A 21,317-nucleotide genomic window follows, 5' to 3' on the forward strand; every position below is an offset into this window, starting at 1 on the left:
GAGGACCGAAGCGGGTGCGTCCTCTGCGGACACCCGGCCATCCTACCCGGCGCCCCCAGTCGCTCGGCTCGTTCCCACGACTCTCTGAGCAACGATGTGGACACCGCACAGCCTGCTGGCGTCACAACGGCCTGCGGGCGGTCCCGGCGCACCCGTTTCACCGTTCGGCAGGCACTCGAACAGGCCCGAGCACGGTGCGCAGGTACCGGTTCTCGAACACGCCTGTCGGGTCGAGCCGATCGCGCACGGCGACGAAGTCGTCGAAGCGCGGATACGCGGGTCGCAGATCGTCTGCGGTGCGGGTGTGCATCTTGCCCCAGTGCGGTCGTCCGTCGTGTCCGCGCATGATCGCCTCCACCGCCGCGAAGTACTCTGTCGGGTCTTCGCGGTAGTAGCGGTGCACCGCGACGTAACCGGTGTCGCGGCCGTGGGCCGTGGACATCCAGTTCTCGTCGGCAGCGGCGGAGCGCACCTCGACGGGGAAGGAGATGCGCCAGCCCCGGGCGGAGATGAGCCTGTCGACCTCGCGCAGCGCCCCTGGCACCGCTTCTCGGGGCAGCGCGTACTCCATCTCGCGGAACCGTACGTCGCGATCGCTGACGAACACCCGCGGCGAGACATCCGTGAACTCGCCGTTGCCCATCAGCCGGCTCGCGAACCGGTTGACGGCGGGGATCATGCCCGGCAGCACGGTTCCCGCGGCGCAGATGCCTCGGTAGAGGCCGTTCGCGATCAGCTCGTCGTCGACCCACGACCCGAAGCGGGGCCGCGGATGCCGTTCGGCGTCGATCGGCAGGCGGGTGTTCGCCTTCGTGACGGCGGTCGCGGTGTGCGGGAACCAGTAGAACTCGAAGTGGTCCTCGTTCGCCGAACGCTCGAGGTAGGCATCCAGCACCGCGCCGAGCGGTTCGGACGACTCGACGGCGTGCAGCAGGAACGCCGGCACGCACTGGATCGTGAGATCGACCAGCACGCCGAGTGCGCCGAGTCCGAGCCGCACCGCAGGCAGCAGCTCGGGGTTCTCGGACTCGTCGACGTGCAGCAGCGAGCCGTCGCCGATGACGAGCGTGGCGCCGACGATCTGAGTGGCCAGTCCCCCGAATCGTCCGCCCGTGCCGTGCGTGCCCGTCGAGGTGGCGCCCGCGATGGTCTGCCGATCGATGTCGCCCATGTTCTCGAGCGCGAGGCCGTACGGCCTCAGCAGCTCGGGCAGACGATAGAGATTGGTTCCCGCGCCGAGGGTGACCCGACCGGATGCCTCGTCGACGGCGATCACACCGCTCAGCGCGTGCAGATCGAACTGCACGCCCGGCGCCACCGCGATGCCCGAGAAGCTGTGTCCGGCGCCCACCGGCTTGACGTGCAGCCCGCGTTCGGCCGCCGACACGACGGCGCGCTGCACCGCGGCGACGCCCTCCGGCCGCTCGACCCTCGCCGGCCGGATCTTCTCGCTGCGCCCCCAGTTGCGCCAGAGCGCGCCGGTCGCCGTCACAGGAAGGCCTTCCCATCTCCGCGATACGTCGGAACCGTGCCGACGGCTTCTCCGCCTTCGACCAGCACGAACTCGTTCACGTGCTCGCTCAATTCGCCCGACTTCGTGTGCCTGAACCACACCCGGTCGCCGAGACGCAGGCCGGCAGCGTTCGGTCCGCTGACCGGGGTCTGCACCTCGCCTGCCATCTCGCGGGGTGCCATCCGCAGCCCGGTGGGCCACACGGGCCGCGGCAGGCGGTCGACGGCGGGCGGACCGGATGCCACCCACCCGCCGCCGAGGATGGTCGCCGTGCGCGCGTCCGCCTTGCGCACCACGTCGAGCGCGAACGCCGCGGCCGGCGCCGGCGTGAAGCCGCGGTAGTTGTCGAAGAGGTGGCCTCCGAGCAGGCCGCTGCCCGCGCCGATCTCGGTGACCGACGGGTCGGCTCCGGTGAACTCGAGCGAGCCGGTGCCTCCGCCGTTGACGAATTCGAGCTGGGCCATGCCGCGCACTCTGGCCACGGCGGCGGCCCGACGCTCGAGCAGCTCGGCGCGGGAATTGCGTTGCATCCAGCGCACGGTCGCGGCGTAGGCGGGGCGGCCGCGCGGGGCATCCCCCTGCCCGGCGATCTGCGCCTCGTAGGCCATCATGCCGACGAGCGTGAAACCCTTGCGGCCCACGATGTGCGCCGCAAGGTCGCCCGCCTCGTCGGCCGTGTGCACGGGAGAGCGGAAGACGCCGATGCGGCCCGCCGGACCGAACCACGAGGCATCCAGTTCCAGAGCGACGCGGATGCTCTCGCGCTCCCCCGGCGCCACGACACCGTCGATGAGGTCGAGGTGAGCGACGGAGTCCACCATGAGCGTGACGCGGGACGCCAACTCGGGCGAGGTCGCCAGCCGACGGATCGCCGCGCGGTTCGCCGTGGGATAACCGAGCACGATGTCGTCGATCGGTGCGTGATCGGCGTCGCCCTGCGCCAGCCAGAGTGCCTCGTCGAGCGAATAGGCGAGCACACCGTGGTAGCCGGGCAAGGCGAGCGCCGCCTCGACGACCGCGCGCACGCGCACCGACTTGGAGGCGACCCTGATGGGCTTGCCGTCGGCGCGCGAGAGCATGTCGTGCGCGTTCGCGCGCAGCGCGTCGAGCTCGATCACCGCGACCGGCGCGTCGAGGTGGGCAGTCGCCGAGGTCAACGACGGCCAGTAGAGCGCGGCGTTGTCCCAGCGCCGGCGGGATGCCTGAGGCGGCGCCTCGAGATCGATCATCATCAGCGCACTCCCTTGACGCGTGAAACGGCGAGCGCGCCCGCGAATGCGAACACCGCGCCCATGATGAACAGGCCGGTGAAGCCGGCGAGGAAGACGAGCAGGGCACCCAGCAAAGGCGCGGCGGCCTGTGGAACGGCTGTCGCGATGTTCATGATGCCGAGGTCCTTGCCACGGGTCTCGGGGTCGGGAAGCACCTGGGTCGCGAGCGCCCTGGTCGACGGCGAGGAAGCATCCGTAGCCCAGCCCCAAGAGGCCTGCAGCCACCATGGCGACGCCGAGCATCGGCACGAAGGCCAGGATCAACGCGGCGAGGGCCTGCAGCGTCGACGACAGGAACACGAACGCCTTGCGCCTGCCGAGCACGTCGGAGAGCTTGCCGAGCACGAGCGCCGCCGCGATGACGAACACCATGTAGATGAGCGTCAGCACGATCAGGTCGTCTTGGGCCTGGCTCGCGGACTCGTGCAGTCCGAACTCGATGAAGTAGAGCAGCAGCGTCGTGCCGAAGGCGTTGCCGAAGTTGACCAGGATGCGACTGAGCAGGGTCCAGCCGAAGTCGGGGTACTTCTTGGGGCTGATCCAGAGCGAGTCGATCATGGCGCGCAGCGACCACGGCGAACGCTGTGACGGGAGCAGCACGGCATCCGGGATGAACAGGAACGGGACGACGAACACGATGAGCAGCACGGCCATCGCCGCGTAGCCGAGGAAGGTGCCGAGTGCAAGCTCCGTCACGAGCAGGATGCCCGCGATGATGCCGACGGCCTGCGGCGCCGACAGCCAGCCCGAGACGTAGCCGCGCTGGCCGACGGGCACCTGGTCGCTGATGGTCGCCGTGAGAGCGGCTGTGAGCACGCAGAACCCGATGAGCGCGAGGCACCAGAACACGCCGATGCCGACCATGGTGGTCTGCAGCCCGAGCACGAGCAGCGAGAGCCCGAAGAGCAGCGTGCCTGCGAGGATCCATGGGCGACGTCGCCCGAACCGGCTGGTCGTGCGATCGGACAGCGCTCCGGTCACCGGGAAAGCGATGATCGCGCAGAGCGCGGAGATGCCGGAGATGATGCCGAACGCGATGACGTTCTGCACCCAGTCGTCGGTCTTGAGCTGATCCTGGATCTGCGCGGGCAGCAGGAGCTGGATCGGGGTGAGCTGCGCCATCCACACGCCGAACCAGGCGAGCGCGAACGCCGCGATCCAGCGTCCGCCGACACGGCGAACGGGTTCGGCGAAGACCGCGACGGTGCCCTCCTGGGCCGAGGCCGCGGTGTTCTCGGCGGTCATGCTCGCACCTCGTTCTCGGCGGCGGAACGGATGCCGGCGGCGGGTCGCACAGGTTCACTCAGCTGGGCGACGGCCTCCGCCGCGAAGTCGATGAACCGCTGCGCGGCGACGTCGTCGCGCGTGGCCAGCCACGTGGTGGTGAGGCCGTCGGTGAGGCCGATGAGCAGTCGGGCGACCTCGTCGATGGGACGCGTCCAGCTGCTGTCGACGAGCTGTGCGGCGGCCGTGAGAGACGAGACCGCGAGCTCGACGTAGCTCTCGTACTGGAGCCGCGCGAGGTGCTCTGCCCCCGGCGTGCGCTGCGAATACTGCGAGAGCTCGAACATGGCGCGCTCGTGATCGGGATCGGCGGTCACGCCGGCGAAGTAGTGCTGCAGCCCGCTGCGCAGCGCTTGCCGCATGTCGGTGGGTGCGGACTGCGGCGCCATCGCAGGCAGGATCGATCCCTCCTCCTGCTCGACGACGTGACGCACGACCTCGCGCATCAACTCATCACGGGACTCGAACGCGTAGTGGAAGGATGCCTGCGGCATCCCCGCCTCTCCCGCGATGGCTCTCGTCGTGGCGGCATGCACACCGTCGCGGGCGATCACCCGCAGAGCGGCGGCGACGAGCGCCTCGCGGCGTTCGGCCACGGACATGCGCGTCATGCGCGTGCCCGATCATGGGACGTGGTGGTGTGGGTCACGGGTCGCTCCTGCTCTCCATTGGGCGGAACTGGGTCAGTTGACCAAGTATGCACCATCCGACACCGCAGATGCACGTCTCGAGTGCATCGTCACACGAACGAGAACACCGGCGGGAACACGACGACGACCACCAGCGCCCACACGAAGTACACGGGCACATAGGCCATCTGCCAGTACTCGAGCAGCGCGAAGCGGGTGCGCCTGCGGAGGAACCCGAGCTGCAGCCATGCCGCGCCGGCCAGATTGACGAGCAGGATCACGTTGAGCCCGAGCGAGGCGAGCTTGTTCGCGCTGGCGCCGTAGGTGCCGATGCGCCCGACCATGGCCACGAGCACGACGATGTCGACGGCGAGCGCGGCGATCAACATGACCAACTGGAGACGGTCGAACCACGACGGCGGAGCATCCGGATCTCTCGCCGACATCGCGTAGAGAACCAGGCCTGTGACCACCAGCAACATGACGTCGATGATGATCAGGAGGCCGCGGGAACCGTCCACCACGTCGAACTGCACCAGCGCCGCGACGAGCGACGCGATCAGCAGCAGGGTGACGAGCGGTGCGAACACCCTGGTGAGCACAGGGGCGATGTTCTCGATGACGTTCTTCTTGGCCTCGACCAGCCATGCCGCGACCAGCACGGCGCCTGCGGCACCGCAGGGCAGCATCCACTCACCGACGAACGGGATCGCGTTGAGGCCCACCGCGCCGAACACGGCGACGGTGAGTCCGGCGAGCACGGCGCCGCCGAGCGCGATCAGCACGTAGTAGACGATCCACTCGCCGGTGAAGCGCACGAAATCCATGCGTGCCCGAGTCGAGCGCCAGTCGCCCGAGGCGTGCGCGATGCCGATCGCGAGCCAGAGCACGACCGCCGAGTGGATGATGGCGAGCAGTTCGGTCTGACTCGACGGCGTTCCCGACCCCTCGACGAACGGGTAGAGGTCGACCACCAGCGCCATGGCCACGAACGGCACCGCCACGGCAGTGACGGTGCCGGCGCTCGCCCGGCGGCGCACCAGGAAGTAGGCCGCGAGGAACGGCAACACCAGCAGAGCGATGTTGCGCTCGTAGTAGTCGCCCGGCGTGAACAGCGTGAGCCCGAAGAGGCTCGGCAGCTTGACGGCGAGAGCCGCACCGATCGCCAGGCCGATCGCCCAATAGAGGCCCGTTCCCTGCGCCGTCGCGCGGGTGCGCTGGCTCACCACGAGTTGCTTCCAGAGCCGGTCGGAGTGTTCTTTGGCGTATTCGGCGGCGACCTCGTCGAGAGCGCCGACGCGCTTCACCGCGACGAGGAGCGCCTCGTCGGGTGCGAGACCGGCCGCGATGAGCGCGTCGACCTGATCGCGAAGGTGAGACTCGAGCTCCCGCACATCGGCGGAGGAGACGGCGTCACGCGCCGCCAGCTCCGCACGCCACTCCGCGATGCCGCGTTCGACCACGAGGTCCATGTCAGGCCAGCCCGTTTCCCGCGGCCCGCAGCACCCTGACGCTCCGCAGCGCAGCACTCACCACGTCCCACTGCGCGCTCTGCTCGGCGAGGGCGGCAGCACCGGCATCGCTGAGCCGGTACTGCTTGCGCGGCCGGCCGGGATGCGAGGAGTCCCAGCTCGAATCAACGTGGCCCAGGCGCTCCAGTCGGTGGAGCAACGGATAGAGCATCCCGTCGTTCCACCTCAACTCGCCGTTCGACAGCTCGGCGATGCGCTGGAGAATCGCGTAGCCGTACGACTCCCCTTCGGCGAGGATGCCCAGCACCAACGGTGTCGCCGCAGCGGCCACCAGATCTTTGCCCACGCGCATGAAGTCCCCTACCTAGAGCTGTTAGCTACCTCGCAGCATAAGGTACCGACGCCGGGCGGGCTGACTCATCGGGAACACTCGCAGCACATCGAGGCTCTCCCGCACCACCTGGCGCGAGCCGGCCTCCGGCATCCAGCGGCTCGGCGATCGACGCAAGCGTCCATCGCTCTCACCTCAATCGCCATGTGCTCGCGATGCTCCGCATCGCTCAACACGCTCAATCGGCTCCGCGATCGACGCAAGCGTCCATCGCTCTCGCCTCAATCGCCATGTGCTCGCGATGCTCCGCATCGCTCAACACGCTCAATCGGCTCCGCGATGGACGCAAGCGTCCATCGCTCTCGCCTCAATCGCGTGTGCCCCCGCTGGGACTCGAACCCAGACTGAAGCGATTTTAAGTCGCCTGCCTCTGCCGATTGGGCTACGGGGGCTCACCGCTCTCGCGAGGCTACCGGATTGCGCGATCCCTCCCCCACTCGCCCGACGCACGAGCGTGACAGACACGGACGCGGCCGTGCGGGACATCCCACACGGCCGCGTCACGAACAGTTCGCTCGACGAGCTGACTACGCCTTCGCCGGCTCCTTGGTCACAGACTTCTTCTCCGCAGCCTTCGGCTCGCTCTTCGGCGCTGCAGCCTCGACCGGCGGCTTCGGACGCGCAGCGAACTCCTCGAACACGGCACGCGGCGTCTGCACTGCGGACATCGACACGTTGTCGCGGCCCAGCCAGAAGTCGAGCCACCAGTCGCCGAGCACACGCCACTTGCGCTCCCAGCTCGGCATCGCGAGGCCGTGGTAGCCGCGGTGCATGAACCAGGCCGGCCATCCCTTGATGGCGAGCTTGCGCCACTGGTAGACGCCGATGCCGAGCCCGAGGCCGGCCACGGCGCCGAGCGGTTTGTGGAAGTAGTCCTTCACGCCCTCCCCGCGGAGCGTCGCGACGATGTTCTTCGCCAGCAGCTTGGCCTGGCGCACGGCGTGCTGAGCGTTCGGCACGCAGTTGCCGCCGACGCCGAAGCCCGAGAGGTCGGGCACGGCCGCAACATCGCCACAGGCCCACGCGTCGGCGATGACGTCGTCACCGTCAGTGGTCACACGCAGATCGGCGCGGGTCTTGACGCGACCGCGCTCCTCGATCGGAAGGTCGGTGTGGCGCACGATCTGCGGCGTCGCCATGACGCCTGCCGTCCACACGATCAGGTCAGACTCGAAGCTCTCGCCGGTGCTCAGCTCGATGACGCCGTTGACAGCGCTCTGCAACTGGGTCTCGAGGTGGATCTCCGCGCCGCGCTGGGCGAGGTTCTTGATGACCCAGTGACTCGTCTCGAGCGACACCTCGGGCATGATGCGCCCCATCGCCTCGATGAGGTGGAAGTGCGTCTCCTCGAACGTGATCTCCGGGTACTGCTTGAGCAGGGCGCTCGCGAACGCGCGCAGCTCGGCGAAGACCTCGATGCCCGCGAATCCGCCGCCGACGACGACGAACGTGAGCAGCCGCTCGCGCTCCGGTCCGGCAGGAAGCGTCGCTGCCTTGGCGAAGTTGTCGAGCACGCGGTCGCGGATGGCGACGGCCTCTTCGATCGCCTTGAGGCCGATGGCCTGGTCGGCGACGCCCGGAATGGGGAAGGTGCGGCTGACCGCGCCCGCCGTCACCACGACCTGGTCGTACTCGAACTCCCATGGCTCACCGACCGGCGGCGTGATGGTCGCCTTCTTCTCGGCGTGGTTGATGTAGGTGACCTTGGCCCCGATGATGTTCGTCTTCTTCAGGTGCCGACGGTGCGAGACGACCGCGTGACGCGGCTCGATCTCACCGGCAGCGACCTCCGGGAGGAACGGCTGGTAGGTCATGTAGGGCAGCGGGTCGACGAGCGTGACCTCCGCCTCACCCTTGCGCAACCACTTCTCGAGCTTCCAAGCCGTGTAGAAGCCGGCGTAGCCGCCGCCGACGATCAGGATTTTGGGCACAGTACAGCGTCTCCTTGAAACGAAAAGTATGGGTCTAATCTACCGCAAGCCGTAGTCAGGACATTCACAGGCATCCGGCGACCATCCTCCGCGCGCGAGCGCGAGGTCGCCGATCGGATTCACGCCTTCTCCCGCTGCGAGAGCGTGAGCGGCGAGAGCGTGCAGGCACTTGACCCGCGTGGGCATGCCGCCGGCCGAGAAGCCGGCGATCTCGTCGACCTGCTCGACACGGTCGCGGTCCGCCAGATACGCGCGGTGCGCGCCCTCGTAGGCGGCTCGCACCTCGTCATCGGCGGCGAGCAGTTCGTTGAACTCGGTCATCACCCCGGCGGCCTCCAACCTCGACATCGCCGCGGTCGCGGCGGGATGGCTGAGGTAGTAGAGCGTGGGGAACGGCGTACCGTCGGCCAACCGAGGCGCGGTGGCGACCACGGTGGGCGCTCCGCAGGCGCACCGTGCTGCGATGCCGATGACGGCGCGCGCCGGACGTCCCAGCTGAGCCGAGACGATCTCGATGTCGCGCGGAGTCGCCGCGTCGAACGGTGGTGTTGTCATGGGGTCACTTCGAAAGCTGGTCGGCGGTCTGGGTCGTCAGGCCCGCCGTCAAGAACGACTCCGAGATCGCGGAGAGCCAATCCGTCTTCGTGTTCTGGATGCTGGTGCTCACCGGAGCGGCATCCTTCTTCGGTGCCGGCGGGCGATCGTCGATGACAAGATAGCTGGTCTCCCCCGGCATCACGAAAAGCAGTCGGTCTCTCGCCTGCGCTTTGATGTAGTCGGGATCGCTCCAGTTCGCGGCCTGCTTGTGCAGGTCGGTCACCTTCGCCGCGGTATCGGCATTGCTCTTCTCGAGCCCGGCGATCTTGTGCTGCTGATCGACATACAGGTGCAGTGTCGGCGCGACCACGAGCACGCCGAGCACCACCAGGCCGAGCATGACCAGGCTGAACCAGGAGAAGCGCAGCCCGCGCAGCCACTTGGCAGACGCACGGGGATTCGAGGCGGGCATGCCTCCAGACTGCTGCATGCCCGCCCCGTTACCCGTGCGCTACGCCGTGAACCGCGGGAACGCGCTGCGACCGGCGTAGACGGCCGCCGTGTCGAGCTCTTCTTCGATGCGCAGCAGCTGGTTGTACTTCGCGACGCGCTCGCTCCGTGCCGGAGCACCACTCTTGATCTGACCGGAGTTGGTGGCGACCACGAGGTCGGCGATGGTGGTGTCCTCGGTCTCGCCGGAGCGGTGCGAGAACATCGCCGTGTAGCCGGCGCGGTGCGCCATCTCGACGGCGTCGAGGGTCTCGCTCAGCGTGCCGATCTGGTTGACCTTGACCAGCAGGGAGTTCGCGACGCCGAGTTCGATGCCCTTCGCGAGGCGCTTCGGGTTCGTGACGAACAGGTCGTCGCCGACGAGCTGGATCTTGGAGCCGAGCTTCTCGGTGAGAAGGCCCCAGTTCTCCCAGTCGTCTTCGGCCAGGCCGTCCTCGATCGTGACGATCGGGTACGAGTCGACGAGGTCGGCGTAGTAGTCGATGAGCTCGGGGGCGGTCCACTGCTTCTTGTCGAGCGTGTAGACGCCGTCGTCGAAGAACTCGGTCGCCGCCGCGTCGAGCCCGAGTGCGATGTCGGTGCCCGGCGTGAAGCCGGCCTTCTCGATGGCCTTGACCAAGAAGTCCAAGCCCTCGCGGTTGCTCGGCAGGTCGGGGGCGAAGCCGCCCTCGTCGCCGAGTCCCGTGCTGAAGCCGGCGGCCTTGAGCTCGGACTTGAGCACGTGGTAGGTCTCCGCGCCCCAGCGCAACGCCTCGCGGAAGCTCGATGCACCGATCGGCGCGAGGAAGAACTCCTGCATGTCGATGCCGTTGTCGGCGTGCTCGCCACCGTTGATCACATTGAACAGCGGCACGGGCAGAACGTGCGCGTTGGGGCCGCCGACGTAACGGAAGAGGGGCAGATCCGCCGCGTCTGCCGCCGCACGCGCCACGGCGAGGCTCACACCGAGGATGGCGTTCGCGCCCACGCGCGACTTGTTCTCGGTGCCGTCGACCTCGATGAGGGCTGCGTCGATCGAGCGCTGGTCGGATGCCTCGAAACCCTCGATGGCCGGGCCTAGCTCGTCGAGCACCGCGTCGACGGCCTTCTCGACGCCCTTGCCGCCGTAGCGGGACTTGTCGCCGTCGCGCAGCTCGTACGCCTCGAATGCACCCGTGGATGCCCCGGAAGGAACGGCAGCCCGAGCGACGGTGCCGTCATCGAGCAGGACCTCCACCTCGACGGTGGGGTTGCCACGGGAATCCAGAATCTCGCGAGCGCCAACAGCCTCGATCAAAGACACAACGGTCTCCTTATTCTTCATCTAAATGGGACGAGGGCCGGCAGCGCCGCCGACCAGAAGCGCGCAACGAGCGTGGGCGCGCGAACAGTCTAGGCGCGCCAAAGGGCGGCCGCCCAATGACGACCGCCCTTTCGCGCGCAGACCGTGCGGTCTACTTGTTCGTGCCCTGGGACACCGATCCCTGCAGCTGACGCTGGAAGAACACGTACACGATGAGCACCGGGATCACCGTGATCACGACAGCGGCGTAGAGCGCGCCGAAGTCGACGGAGTAGCCCGCCTGCGACGCGAACTGAGCCATGCCCTGGGTCAGCACGTAGTTGCTCTGGTTCGAGTTCAACGCCACGGGCAGGAGGAACTGGTTCCACAGCCCGAGGAAGTTGAAGATGGCGACGGCGGCCATTCCGGGTGTTGCCATGGGCAGCATCACCTGGAAGAACGTGCGCCACTCGCTCGCCCCGTCGACCTGTGCCGCCTCGTAGATCTCGTCAGGGAGACCCTGGAAGAACGAGTAGAGGAAGAACACGGTGAACGGCAGCGCGAACGCCACATACGTGAGGATCAGACCAGGCAGGGTGTTCAGCAGTCCGATGCCCTGCAGGATCTTGAACAACGGGACGATCGCGAGGAACGGCGGGAACGTCAGCCCCGCCAGCATGAGCCAGTAGATCGCGCGTGCACCGAAGAACTTGAACCTCGCCAGCACGTACGCGCACATGGCGCCGAGCACCATCACGATGATCAGCGCCGAGCCGACGACGATCAGCGTGTTGACGAAGTAGGTGCCGATGCCCGAGGTGTTCCAGGCGTTCACATAGTTCGTGAAGTCGAGCTTCTGCGGCAGGCCGAACGGGCTGTCCAGAATCTGCTTCGTCGTCTTGAACGACGACAAGAAGACCCACAGCAGCGGAACGGCGACGATGATCGTCCACGCGATCAGCAGCACGTGCGAGGCGGTGCCGACCGCGACGTCGCCACCGGTCAGCTTGGTCTTGTTGCGTCCCGGCTTCAGGCTCCCCTTGCCCGTCGTGACGATGCTCTGGGTGGCGGTCATGCCCGTCCCTCCTCTCTACCTCTCACCAACCGAACGATGAGGAACACGATTCCGGCGAAGACCAGCGTGAGCGCGGCGAGCACCACGCCCATCGCCGTCGCATAGCCGAACTGACCCTTGCGGAACGCGGTGTTGAACAGGTCCTGGCTGATCACCAGGGTGGTGTTGTTCGGCCCACCGGCGTTCGGGAACAGTGCGGACATGTAGACGAAGGAGTCGAGCGCCGCGATGCCGAGATAGATGTAAGCGGTCTGAATGTTGTCGAGGATGCTCGGAATGGTGATCGAGATCGCCGTACGGAACCGGCCGGCCCCATCGAGGCGCACCGCCTCGAAGATCTCGGCGGGGATGCTCTTGATCGCCGCCACGAACAGCACGGTGTAGAACCCGATGAAGCCCCAGATGATGACGAACATCGAAGCGGGCATGGCTGTGGCCACTTCGCCCAGCCAGGCGAAGTTGTTGAAGCCGTGAAGCCCGATCGCTGTGAGGAATCCGTTCAGCAGGCCGGCGCTCGGATCGTAGACCTCGGCCCAGATGAGGCCGACGACGATCGCGGGAATGCAGTACGGGAAGAACGAGACGGTGCGATAGAACCCGGAGGCCTTGACACCGCGGATCTGCCCCTTGCTCGGTCCCGCGACCGTGACGACACTCGCGATGATGAGCGCCACCACGATCGTCACGAGCGGCACGATGATGCCGAGCTCGACGCAGTTGAGAACTGCCTGGATGAAGGTGGAGTCCTGGGAGAGCTTGACGAAGTTCTGGAAGCCGATGAAGTTCATCGTCGGCGAGAACCCGCCCCAGTCGGTGAGCGAGTAATAGATCGCCTGGACGAACGGCCAGATCACGAAGAGCAGGAAGATCGCCAGGGGAAGAATCAGGAACACCGCCATGAAGCTGACCTTGTCGAAGGTCAGCTTCTTGCGGCGCCGCCGGGCGGGCGGGGAAACCCGCCCGCCCGACGTCGTGGTGCTGGTTGCCGAGGTCACTTGGATGCCGCTGCGTTATCCGAGATCTTCTGCATCTGGGTCGTCAGCTGTGCGGCCGTGGCCTGCCCGGACAGGAACGCGTTCCAGATCACGAGCTGGTCGGTGTTGAGGCCGTAGAGGCTGGCGAACTCCCAGTCGAAGATGTTCGACCCTGCCTTGTCGAGCATGGTCGTCTGGGAGACGAGCGCGGTCGAACCGAAACCGTCGGAGGGCACGAGGCCCTTGACGATCGTCGGCGCGAGACGCGTCTTCGAGAAGTTCGTCGCTGCATCCTTGGAAAGCATGGCGCGCATGATCTCCTTGCCGCCTGCGACGTTCTTGCCCTGCGACGGCACGATGTACGGCTCGCCGGCCGCGGCACGAAGCGCCTCGTACGGGAGCTTCGGGCTGTCGGTCACGGTGGGCTCGGGAGCACCGGTCATCTTGAAGCCCGCCTTGGTGGCGTTCTTCATCTCGTTCTCGATCCAGCCACCCGACGGGTACAGCAGGGCCTGCTGGTCGTTGCTCCACTTGGCCTGGGCCGCGGTGAACTGCGTGCCTGCGCCACCGGGGATGAAGTAGCCGGCCTTGACGATCTTCTCCAGCGCGTTGAAGACGTCCTGGATCGGCTGCTGCGACCAGGCGTTCTTCTCGAGGTTGTTCACGGCGTTCATCACGTCGAGGCCACCCTCCTTGATCGCCGAGTCGAGCGCCATCGTGAGGTAGTAGGTCGCGGCTTCCTTGCCCCAGACGAACAGGTACTTGCCCTTGGCCTTCGCCTTGGCACCCAGGTCGAGCGCCTCGTCGTAGGTCTTCGGCGGGGTCCAGCCGTTCTCCTCGAACAGGCTCGCCGAGTACCAGATCGCGTACACGGTCATCACGTAGTTCATGGCGACGAACTTGTTGCTGAAGGTGCCGGGGTCCTTCACGTTCGGGTAGAGCGTGGAGGAGATCTTCTTGCCCTCGTAGTTGTTCGCCTCGAAGACGTCGTCGAGGGTCTCGAGGCTCTTCAGGATCGTGTTGAATCCGATCTGGTTCGCACCCGAGTTGTCGATGAGGTCCGGCGGGTTGCCACCGACGAAGCGGGGCTGCAGGGACTGCGCGATGTTCGTCTGCGGAGTGACCTTGGCCTTGGTCTTCCACTTCTTGTCAACGAGGTTCGCCGCGTACTGCACGTAGTCGTAGCCGTAGCCACCGTTGAAGACCACGGCTTCGATGCTCGAGCTCTCCTTGATGCCGAAGGGGTTCGACGAGGACTTGGTTCCTCCGCTCCCGGTGTCTCCGCCACCGCTGGAGCACGACGCCAGCGAGACGGTGACGGGAACCGCGACGGCGGCGGCGAACGCGCCGCGCAGGAACGTACGCCGATCCACTCCACTCTTCTGTGTGGTCATGATTCGAATGCTGCCTTTCGTTGTTTTCTCTGGTGTTTTGGTGCAATCGGGAAGACCGCGCCGCTGCCCTGTCAGGCGGTGCGACTGATGCGGTCGTGGTACAGGTCTTCGAGAGCCTTGTTGTGCTCGTCTCCACCGGGGATGTTGGCGGAGATGTACATCGGCGGGGTGTCACCGGAGGCGGCGAGCCGCTCGGCGGCCGCCACCGTGAGCAGCTGGGCGATGAACGCCGCGGTGATCGACGAGATCGCGCCGCCCTTGACGTCACCGCCGAGATCGAGCGTCGCATCGCCGTACGGCGCCTTGTTGTCGATGACGACATCGGCGATCTCGCTCAGGCGCTTGCCGCTGGGATGCTTCGGCTCGACCGCCAGGGTGTGCTCGAGGCTCGTGACGGCGATCACCTTGTGACCGGCCTCCTTGGCCTTCAACGCCATGCCCACGATGGAGCCGTTGACGCCCGAGTTCGAGGCGATGAGGAAGACGTCCTGCGGCTGCAGCGGGGTGAGGGCGAACAGCTCGTCGACGATCGCGGGGTCGCGTTCGAGCGCGCTGCCGCTGAGGATGTCCACGTCGCGGTCTCCCCGCAGCACGACGTCGCGCAGCGCGATGCGGTTCGTGGGGATGAGCCCGCCGGCACGACCCGCGATCTCCATGGCGAAGGCCTCGGAGTGCCCCGTGCCGAATGCCTGAAGGACGCCGCCGGAACGCAGCGACTCGACGATGATGTCGATCGCCGGATCGAGGGCACCCGCATCCGCCTCCGCGGTCAGCGCGTTCAGGCGCGACGTGGCCTCGTGCAGGAAGTCGTCGAACAGGTGGGTCATGCATGCTCCTTGTCGTGGATCGTGGAAGCGGTCTCGTGCTCAGCGCCGGTCTCGGCGGGACGTCGCACGCGTGCCGACCGACGGTGCGGGGCGACGGCGACGGCGGAGGCCGCGAGCGTCGTGGTCGTGCGTCCGAAATTCTGCTGGGCCACGAGGAGGTAGAGCAGGTCGAGCACGAAGAGTTGCGAGTGCTTGGCCGACAGGTCGTCCGGCTGAAGGAACTGCTCGTGGGCGAGAGTGACGATGTGCTCGTCCGCCACCTGGGCCAGCGGCGACCCCGGCGAGTTCGTGAGGGCGACGGTCAGAGCGCCTGTGGACTTGGCCACCTGGAGCATCTGGATGGTCTCCTCCGTGCGCCCCGTGTTCGAGATGGCGATGCCGACGGAGTGCTCGTCTTGCAGGGCGGCACTCGTGAGTCCCGCGTGCACCTCGCGCCAGACGTGCGAGTCGATGCCGATGCGATAGAGCCGCGACTGCATCTCGCTCGCCATGATGCCGCTGCCGCCGACCCCGTACAGGTCGACATGGCTGCTCGTCGCGATGCGCAAGGCGATGCGCTGCAGTCGTGCGAGGTCGATGAGCTCGGCGGTCTCGTGCAGCGACCTGGTGTGTGCGGACAGCAGCGTGCTCATCACCTCGGTGGGCGAGTCGTCCGGTCCGAACGCGCGGCCGATGTCCTCGCTCCACGTCTCGCGCGCCTGCTCGCGTCCGACATCGGACGCCACCGCCACCCGCAAGGGCACGTAGCCGGAGAAGCCGATCGTGCGGCAGAATCTCGTCACCGTCGCCGGCGAGGTGCCGGCCTGCTCGGCGAGCTCTGTGATCGAAAGCCGCAACGGGGCATCCGGGGTCTCGAGGAGCACCGTCGCGATCTTGGCCATTGCCTGAGACATCTGCGGCAGTCGAGACTGGATGCGCATGCCGACCACGGGTCCGGGGGCCGGGGTCTGGGTGACACCAGACTCATGTGCCGTTTCGGGGGCCGCGGTCATGTTGAAAAATCCGTCTCACTTCGTCGGGGGCTGACTGAAAAGTATTATCAGGACTCCCCGCCCGACTTTCAAGCCCCGAAATCGAAAAGCAATCGAATGGAAACACTCCTCGCCGTCGACGCCGGCGGAACCTCGACACGAGCCGTCGTCGTGAACACCGACGGACGCTGCATCGGCTACGGCCGCGCCGGAAGCGGAAACCCCATCTCATCAGGAACTGAGCACGCCTCGCGCGAGGTGTCGGCGGCGGCGAGCGCGGCGTTGGCGCAGGCATCCCTTCGAAATGTGACAGCCTCGACGGTGCTCGCGATGGCCGGTTCTCGCACCTACGTGTCGACAGACTGGATCACCTCCGCTTTGGGGGTGATCGGGGTCGTCGGCGAGGTGGTGCTGGAATCCGATCTGCTGGCCACGTTCTGCTCCGGAGCATGGGAACACGACGGCTACGCCATCGTCGCCGGCACCGGGGCCGCCGCCATCCGGGTACGAGACGGTCGTCAGGACCTCTCGGCCGACGGGCTCGGCTGGCTGCTCGGCGACGACGGTTCCGGGTTCTGGATCGGCAATCGCGTGGTGCGGGCCGCAGCGGCGCAGCTGGACGGGCGCGGGCCGCAGACCGGCCTGACGGCGCTGGCGCTCGCTGCCACCGGCATCCCGTCGGACACGAGCACGGAACCGGGAGAAGACGGCCGCCCCGAGGCCCTGCGCCTGCTGCTCGACGCCGTGTACGGACTGCGACCGATCGAGCTCGCCCGCTTCGCCCCGCTCGTGTTCGCAGCCGGAGACGATCCGGTCGCCGGCTCGATCATCACGGATGCCCGTTCGGCGCTGCACACGACGCTGAAGGCGATCGACACGCCCGAGGTGACCGGGCCCGCCGTCGGCGGTGGCGGTGTGCTCGGCACGCTCGGGCTGCCGCTCGACGGCCTGGAGGGCGTGACCGAGATGCGCCAGGTGGCCGACGGGACGGTCGGCGCCGCTGTTCTCGCCCTGCGCGACAACGGCATCGACGTCGATCGGGCGATGTTCGAACGCGTGCGCGACTCGCTGGAGGAACTGCGCGCGTAGCGCGGCCCGCGGTCAGGCGAGGTCGCGGAACTGCAGCTGGGCGACATCCTCGGTCTGCGCCGTCACGGTCGCGAAGCGCGTGTAGCCGGCCTCGGAGAGCCGCTCGAGGAGCGGCTTGAGGTTCTTCACGCGACGCTCGATGCGCACTCGTGCCCCAGCGTCGACGAGTTGCGTCTTGAGCCGGAACAGGGTCGCCGGGTCGACGTCACGGTCGTAGACCAGCACGGTCGCCCCTGCGGCATCGCCCTCCGGCACATCGACCAGGTCGACGATGCGCTCGAATCCGAGCGAGAACCCCACGGCGGGCACGTCGGAGCCGAGGAAGCGGCCGATCATGCCGTCGTAACGGCCTCCCCCGCCGAGCGAGAATCCGAACTCAGGGTGCTGGATCTCGAAGATCGCGCCCGTGTAGTACCCCATGCCGCGCACGAGGTTGTGCGAGAACACCAACGGCACCTCGGGCGCGACGGCGGCGACGGCATCCCGGATGTCGTGCAGCTGACGGTAGGCGTCGGCGTCGAGCCAGCGGGGAGCGGTCTCACCGTCGAGGAGGCCCCAGCCGTCGTCGGGGAGTCCTGCAAGGTCTTCCGTGGCAGCGGCCGAACGATCCGCGTCGAGCAGTCCGAGGTCGACGAGTTCGACGACGACACCTTCGACGCCGATCTTGTCTTCCTTGTCGATCGTGATCATGGCGCGCTCGTAGTCGGCCTCCGGCACTCCCCACGAGCCGATGAGGCCACGCAGGATGGCGCGGTGGTTGATGCGGATGGCGCAGCCGGTGAGTCCCAGCGCGCTGAGTGCCGCGATCGTTGACGTGATCAGCTCGATCTCCGCGATCACGCCCTGCTCGCCGATGATGTCGATGTCGCACTGCACGAACTGGCGGTAGCGACCCTTCTGCGGGCGCTCGGCGCGCCACACCGGCGCGATCTGGATGGACTTGAAGACACCGGGCAGCGCGGCCCTGTGCGTCGCGTAGAACCGTGCGAGTGGAACCGTGAGGTCGAACCGAAGACCCAGATCGGTCAGCGCCTCGAGATCGCCGGCGTGCGCCAGCTCGGCCACCGCCTCCGCGTTGAGGCCCCTTCGCAGGATGCCGAAGGCGAGCTTCTCGTTGTCGCCGCCGAGTCCCGAGTGCAGGCGGGCGGCATCCTCCATCACCGGGGTCTCGATCTCGTCGAAACCCTGTGCCGTGTAGCTCTGGCGGATGACGCCGAGGGCGTGCTCGCGTCGGGCCTTGTCGGCGGGAAGGAAGTCGCGCATGCCGCGGGGCGGGTTCACGGGTTGAGCCATGGCATCCATTCTTCCAGGGCGGGGCGGCCTCCGACTCGCTGCGCTCGCTCGGGAAGCACGAGGGATGCTGCGCTCGCTCGGGGAGCAAGGGGCGGGGAGCCTCGAACGGGGCCGCGGGAATAGCGGAGACGGCATCCGGATTGCACTGTTCGATGTCAGAGAACACGATCTCGCGCCGCAGCGTCGGCCTCCGCTCGGAACGCGGCCCCATTCTTCTTTCGCTCATGCTCGCCACGGCGCTGGTCGCCCTCGACTCCACGATCATCGCGACGGCGTCGACCTCCATCGCCAGGGATCTCGGCAACTTCGCGCAGATCCCGTGGCTTTTCTCGATCTAGGTGCTCGCGCAGGCCGTGTCGGTGCCGATCTACGGCCGCCTCGCCGACTTCTTCGGTCGCAAGCACCTGATGCTGATCGGCATCGGCCTATTCCTCGTCGGCTCGGTGCTCGCCGGCTTCGCGTGGTCGATGCCGGTGCTGATCGTCTCCCGGGTCATCCAGGGTCTCGGCGCCGGTGCCGTGCTGCCGATGAGCATGACCATCGCCAGCGACATCTACACGCTCCAGGAGCGGGCGAAGACACAGGGCTACCTCGCCAGTGTGTGGGGCATCTCGGCCGTCGTCGGTCCGACGCTGGGCGGCGTGTTCAGCGAGTTCGTGAGCTGGCGCTGGATCTTCTTCATCAACATCCCGCTGTCGCTCGTCGCCGCGTGGATGCTGTGGCGCAAGTTCGCCGAGAAGCGTCAGGATGCAGACGGCGAGCGCAGCCGTCCGCGCATCGACTATGCGGGAGCGATCCTGCTCACCGCCGGAACGGCACTGATCATCCTCGGGCTGCTCGAGGGCGGTACGGCTTGGGCGTGGAACTCGCCGCTGTCGATCGGCGTGTTCGCCGTTGGGGTCGCGGCACTCGCGGCGTTCGTGCTCGTGGAGCGCAAGGCGGAGCATCCGATCCTCCCGCTCGGCGTGCTGAAGAGGCGCATCATCTGGACCTCGACGCTGGCGTCGCTGATCATCGGCGGCATCGTGCTGGGTCTCACCACCTACGTGCCGATCTACGCGCAAGGGGTGCTCGGCATGAGCGCGCTCATCGCAGGATTCGCGGTGGCGGCGCTGACCGTCGGTTGGCCCCTCACCGCGTCGATCGCCGGACGTTTCTACCTGCGCATCGGGTTTCGATCGACCGCGATCATCGGGTCGTCGATCGTGCTGGTGGGCACTCTGCTGCTCACCGTGCTCGGCGCGGGAAGCAGCATCTGGCTGGTCGCCGTCATCTGCTTCGTGATCGGCGCAGGCATGGGCCTGACGGCCGTTCCGACGCTGATCGGGGCGCAGAGCTCGGTGGAGTGGCAGGAACGCGGCCTGGTGACCGGCACGAACATGTTCGCCCGCTCGATCGGCTCGGCCGTCGGCGTCGCCGTGTTCGGCGCCATCGTGAACGCGAACGCGACGGTCGGCCCAGACGGTGCGCCGCACGGCGCTCAACTCGCCGTGGCGACGCACTTGGTGTTCGTGGCGATCGCCGTGATCGGTGTGGCGCTGCTCGCGTCGGTCCTGCTCATGCCCGGGCGTCGCGTGCTGGAGACCGCCACGACGAACTCCACGGAGACCGTCACCGCTCAATAGCACCTGGCCACTCGCAGCGGCCTCGACGTCAGGCGATTCCCGCCGTGCCGCTCTCGGCGACGCGAATCTCGTTCTCGAGGCCGCGAATCGCGACGCGCAGTGCCCGCTCCGAATCGAGACCGTTCTCTCGCGCCGCCGCCACGAGCTGAAGCAGGGCCGCGCCGAGCTCGGACTCGTCGGAGACGGTGATGGACGGCAGAGTGGCCCGTGGGCGCCCTTCGACTCGCTGCGCTCGCTCAGGAGGCGGTTCGGGGAGATCGGCGACGGTGACACCGACGCGACCCCCGCGGCCGATGACCTTGTCGGCGAGGGCGAGCGCGGGCATCCCCTGGGGGATGCCGTCGAGCACGCTTCGACGCTGTCGTTTCTCCGCCGCCTTCGCAGCGGTCCAGAGCCGCAGAACGTCTTCGGGGGTCTCCGCCACCTCGTCGCCGAAGACGTGCGGATGTCTGCGCACCATCTTCTCGGTGACGCGGGCGGCGACATCCTCGATGTCGAACCGCTCCCCTGCCGTGCGCGAGGCGATCTCCGAGTGGAACGCCACCTGCCAGAGCACGTCGCCCAGCTCCTCGACGATGTCGTCAGTCGTGCCCGCCTCGATCGCGTCGACGAGTTCGTAGGTCTCCTCGATGAGGTACGGCACGAGCGTCTCGTGGGTCATGGTCTGCGACCACACGCATTTGTCGAGCACGGATGCCATGGCCGCCGCGAACGCGTCGAGCCGGGAGGGGCCGGCGAACGGGTCTGCACCGCTCTGCGGGCGACCTTCGGCGCGCGCGTCAAGGTTCTCGTGCTCGGTCATCGTGCCCCCGTCATCGGCTCGCGTCATCGACATCATCGTGTCACGGCACCGATAACGTGGTGCCGTGACGAATGTGCGACGGGTGGTCGTGTCGGTGTCGGATCTGCAACGCGGTCTCGCCGTGTACTCGGAGGCCCTCGGGCTGCCCGTCGTGTGGGCGAACGATGAGGTGGCGAGGCTCGATGCCGGCGGAGTCGAAGTGATGCTGCATCGCAGGCAGCCCGTGCCCGGCGAGTTCGACGTGGCGGCGACATTCGCCGTCGACGACGTCGACGCGGTCGCGGCCGACCTGGTCGCCGCCGGCGCCGCGGTCGTTCGCGGGCCGGTCGATGAGTCGTGGGGAGAGCGCCAGGCGGTGCTGAGGGATCCCGACGGCCAGGTGTTCTGCGTCATCACGCCGCTGGGCTGACTCACCCATCGCCTCCGTCGGGCCGAGCCGGCGACCGATAGACTCGGCCGCGGTGTGCC

20 protein-coding genes, 1 tRNA gene and 1 pseudogene are annotated in these 21,317 nt (G+C 67.5%); 4 read left to right on the forward strand and 18 right to left on the reverse strand.

What is annotated here, in order from left to right:
• Positions 1-157: 157 nt before the first annotated feature.
• The 16 genes and pseudogenes from FPZ11_RS06320 to FPZ11_RS06395 all read right to left on the reverse strand — a co-directional run bounded on the left by FPZ11_RS06320 (position 158) and on the right by FPZ11_RS06395 (position 16,061).
• Positions 158-1,492, reverse strand: a complete 1,335-nt coding sequence (locus FPZ11_RS06320) for a D-arabinono-1,4-lactone oxidase (RefSeq protein ID WP_146319312.1) — start codon at positions 1,490-1,492, stop codon at positions 158-160.
• Entirely contained in the window at positions 1,489-2,745 is a 1,257-nt protein-coding gene (locus FPZ11_RS06325; protein ID WP_146319314.1) for an alanine racemase, read from the reverse strand. The genes FPZ11_RS06320 and FPZ11_RS06325 overlap by 4 nt, the downstream gene beginning before the upstream one ends.
• Positions 2,746-3,030: 285 nt before the next feature.
• Positions 3,031-4,029, reverse strand: a pseudogene (locus FPZ11_RS06330) (MFS transporter); the annotation flags it as partial.
• On the reverse strand, positions 4,026-4,679 hold the full coding sequence (locus FPZ11_RS06335) for a TetR/AcrR family transcriptional regulator (RefSeq protein WP_146319316.1): 654 nt from the start codon (positions 4,677-4,679) through the stop codon (positions 4,026-4,028). The pseudogene FPZ11_RS06330 and the gene FPZ11_RS06335, both read right to left, overlap by 4 nt.
• A 128-nt stretch (positions 4,680-4,807) precedes the next feature.
• Entirely contained in the window at positions 4,808-6,169 is a 1,362-nt protein-coding gene (locus tag FPZ11_RS06340) for a permease prefix domain 1-containing protein (protein ID WP_146319318.1), read from the reverse strand.
• 1 nt (position 6,170) lies between these two features.
• Positions 6,171-6,521 (reverse strand): PadR family transcriptional regulator, encoded by a 351-nt coding sequence (locus tag FPZ11_RS06345; protein WP_146319320.1) that lies wholly within the window; start codon positions 6,519-6,521, stop codon positions 6,171-6,173.
• A gap of 357 nt (positions 6,522-6,878) precedes the next feature.
• Positions 6,879-6,952, reverse strand: a tRNA-Leu gene (locus FPZ11_RS06350).
• 135 nt (positions 6,953-7,087) lie between these two features.
• Entirely contained in the window at positions 7,088-8,491 is a 1,404-nt protein-coding gene (locus tag FPZ11_RS06355; protein ID WP_146319322.1) for an NAD(P)/FAD-dependent oxidoreductase, read from the reverse strand.
• A 39-nt stretch (positions 8,492-8,530) separates the two neighbouring features.
• On the reverse strand, positions 8,531-9,046 hold the full coding sequence (locus tag FPZ11_RS06360; RefSeq protein WP_146319324.1) for a DUF501 domain-containing protein: 516 nt from the start codon (positions 9,044-9,046) through the stop codon (positions 8,531-8,533).
• 4 nt (positions 9,047-9,050) lie between these two features.
• Entirely contained in the window at positions 9,051-9,500 is a 450-nt protein-coding gene (locus FPZ11_RS06365; RefSeq protein WP_246846562.1) for an FtsB family cell division protein, read from the reverse strand.
• 39 nt (positions 9,501-9,539) lie between these two features.
• Positions 9,540-10,820: a phosphopyruvate hydratase gene (eno, locus tag FPZ11_RS06370; RefSeq protein WP_146319328.1), complete on the reverse strand. Its 1,281-nt coding sequence runs from the start codon at positions 10,818-10,820 to the stop codon at positions 9,540-9,542.
• A gap of 151 nt (positions 10,821-10,971) precedes the next feature.
• Positions 10,972-11,874 carry a carbohydrate ABC transporter permease gene (locus FPZ11_RS06375; RefSeq protein ID WP_146319330.1) on the reverse strand — a complete coding sequence of 301 codons (903 nt, stop codon included), beginning with the start codon at positions 11,872-11,874 and terminating at the stop codon, positions 10,972-10,974.
• Positions 11,871-12,869, reverse strand: a complete 999-nt coding sequence (locus FPZ11_RS06380) for a carbohydrate ABC transporter permease (protein WP_246846563.1) — start codon at positions 12,867-12,869, stop codon at positions 11,871-11,873. Before FPZ11_RS06380 ends, FPZ11_RS06375 begins: the two co-directional genes overlap by 4 nt.
• Complete coding sequence (gene ngcE, locus FPZ11_RS06385; protein WP_146319332.1) at positions 12,866-14,242, reverse strand: N-acetylglucosamine/diacetylchitobiose ABC transporter substrate-binding protein; 1,377 nt, start codon at positions 14,240-14,242, stop codon at positions 12,866-12,868. The genes FPZ11_RS06380 and ngcE overlap by 4 nt, the downstream gene beginning before the upstream one ends.
• A 71-nt stretch (positions 14,243-14,313) precedes the next feature.
• On the reverse strand, positions 14,314-15,069 hold the full coding sequence (locus tag FPZ11_RS06390) for a sugar isomerase domain-containing protein (protein WP_146319335.1): 756 nt from the start codon (positions 15,067-15,069) through the stop codon (positions 14,314-14,316).
• Positions 15,066-16,061, reverse strand: coding sequence for a MurR/RpiR family transcriptional regulator (locus FPZ11_RS06395; RefSeq protein WP_146319337.1), 996 nt, complete (start codon positions 16,059-16,061; stop codon positions 15,066-15,068). The genes FPZ11_RS06390 and FPZ11_RS06395 overlap by 4 nt, the downstream gene beginning before the upstream one ends.
• A 96-nt stretch (positions 16,062-16,157) precedes the next feature.
• Between FPZ11_RS06395 and FPZ11_RS06400 the strand changes: the two genes are divergently transcribed.
• The gene (locus FPZ11_RS06400) at positions 16,158-17,129 is read left to right on the forward strand and encodes an N-acetylglucosamine kinase (protein WP_168203753.1); all 972 of its coding nucleotides are present in this window, start codon (positions 16,158-16,160) and stop codon (positions 17,127-17,129) included.
• A gap of 12 nt (positions 17,130-17,141) precedes the next feature.
• Here the strand turns inward: FPZ11_RS06400 and FPZ11_RS06405 are convergent, their stop codons facing one another.
• Positions 17,142-18,422, reverse strand: a complete 1,281-nt coding sequence (locus FPZ11_RS06405; protein ID WP_146319341.1) for a histidine--tRNA ligase — start codon at positions 18,420-18,422, stop codon at positions 17,142-17,144.
• A 152-nt stretch (positions 18,423-18,574) separates the two neighbouring features.
• Here FPZ11_RS06405 and FPZ11_RS20415 point away from each other — a divergent pair, with 152 nt between their 5' ends.
• Both FPZ11_RS20415 and FPZ11_RS06410 read left to right on the forward strand, forming a co-directional pair.
• On the forward strand, positions 18,575-18,760 hold the full coding sequence (locus tag FPZ11_RS20415) for a hypothetical protein (protein WP_437438620.1): 186 nt from the start codon (positions 18,575-18,577) through the stop codon (positions 18,758-18,760).
• Positions 18,761-18,775: 15 nt separating this feature from the next.
• A complete protein-coding gene (locus FPZ11_RS06410) occupies positions 18,776-20,047 on the forward strand; it encodes an MFS transporter (protein ID WP_437438621.1) in 1,272 nt (423 codons plus the stop codon).
• A 28-nt stretch (positions 20,048-20,075) separates the two neighbouring features.
• Here FPZ11_RS06410 and FPZ11_RS06415 read toward each other — a convergent pair whose 3' ends face one another.
• Positions 20,076-20,876 carry a nucleoside triphosphate pyrophosphohydrolase gene (locus FPZ11_RS06415; RefSeq protein ID WP_246846565.1) on the reverse strand — a complete coding sequence of 267 codons (801 nt, stop codon included), beginning with the start codon at positions 20,874-20,876 and terminating at the stop codon, positions 20,076-20,078.
• Positions 20,877-20,913: 37 nt separating this feature from the next.
• Here FPZ11_RS06415 and FPZ11_RS06420 point away from each other — a divergent pair, with 37 nt between their 5' ends.
• A complete protein-coding gene (locus FPZ11_RS06420) occupies positions 20,914-21,258 on the forward strand; it encodes a VOC family protein (RefSeq protein WP_210415968.1) in 345 nt (114 codons plus the stop codon).
• Positions 21,259-21,317 lie beyond the last annotated feature (59 nt).

The sequence above is a fragment of the Humibacter ginsenosidimutans genome, from assembly GCF_007859675.1.
In the GTDB taxonomy this organism is placed as follows: Bacteria; Actinomycetota; Actinomycetes; order Actinomycetales; family Microbacteriaceae; genus Humibacter; species Humibacter ginsenosidimutans.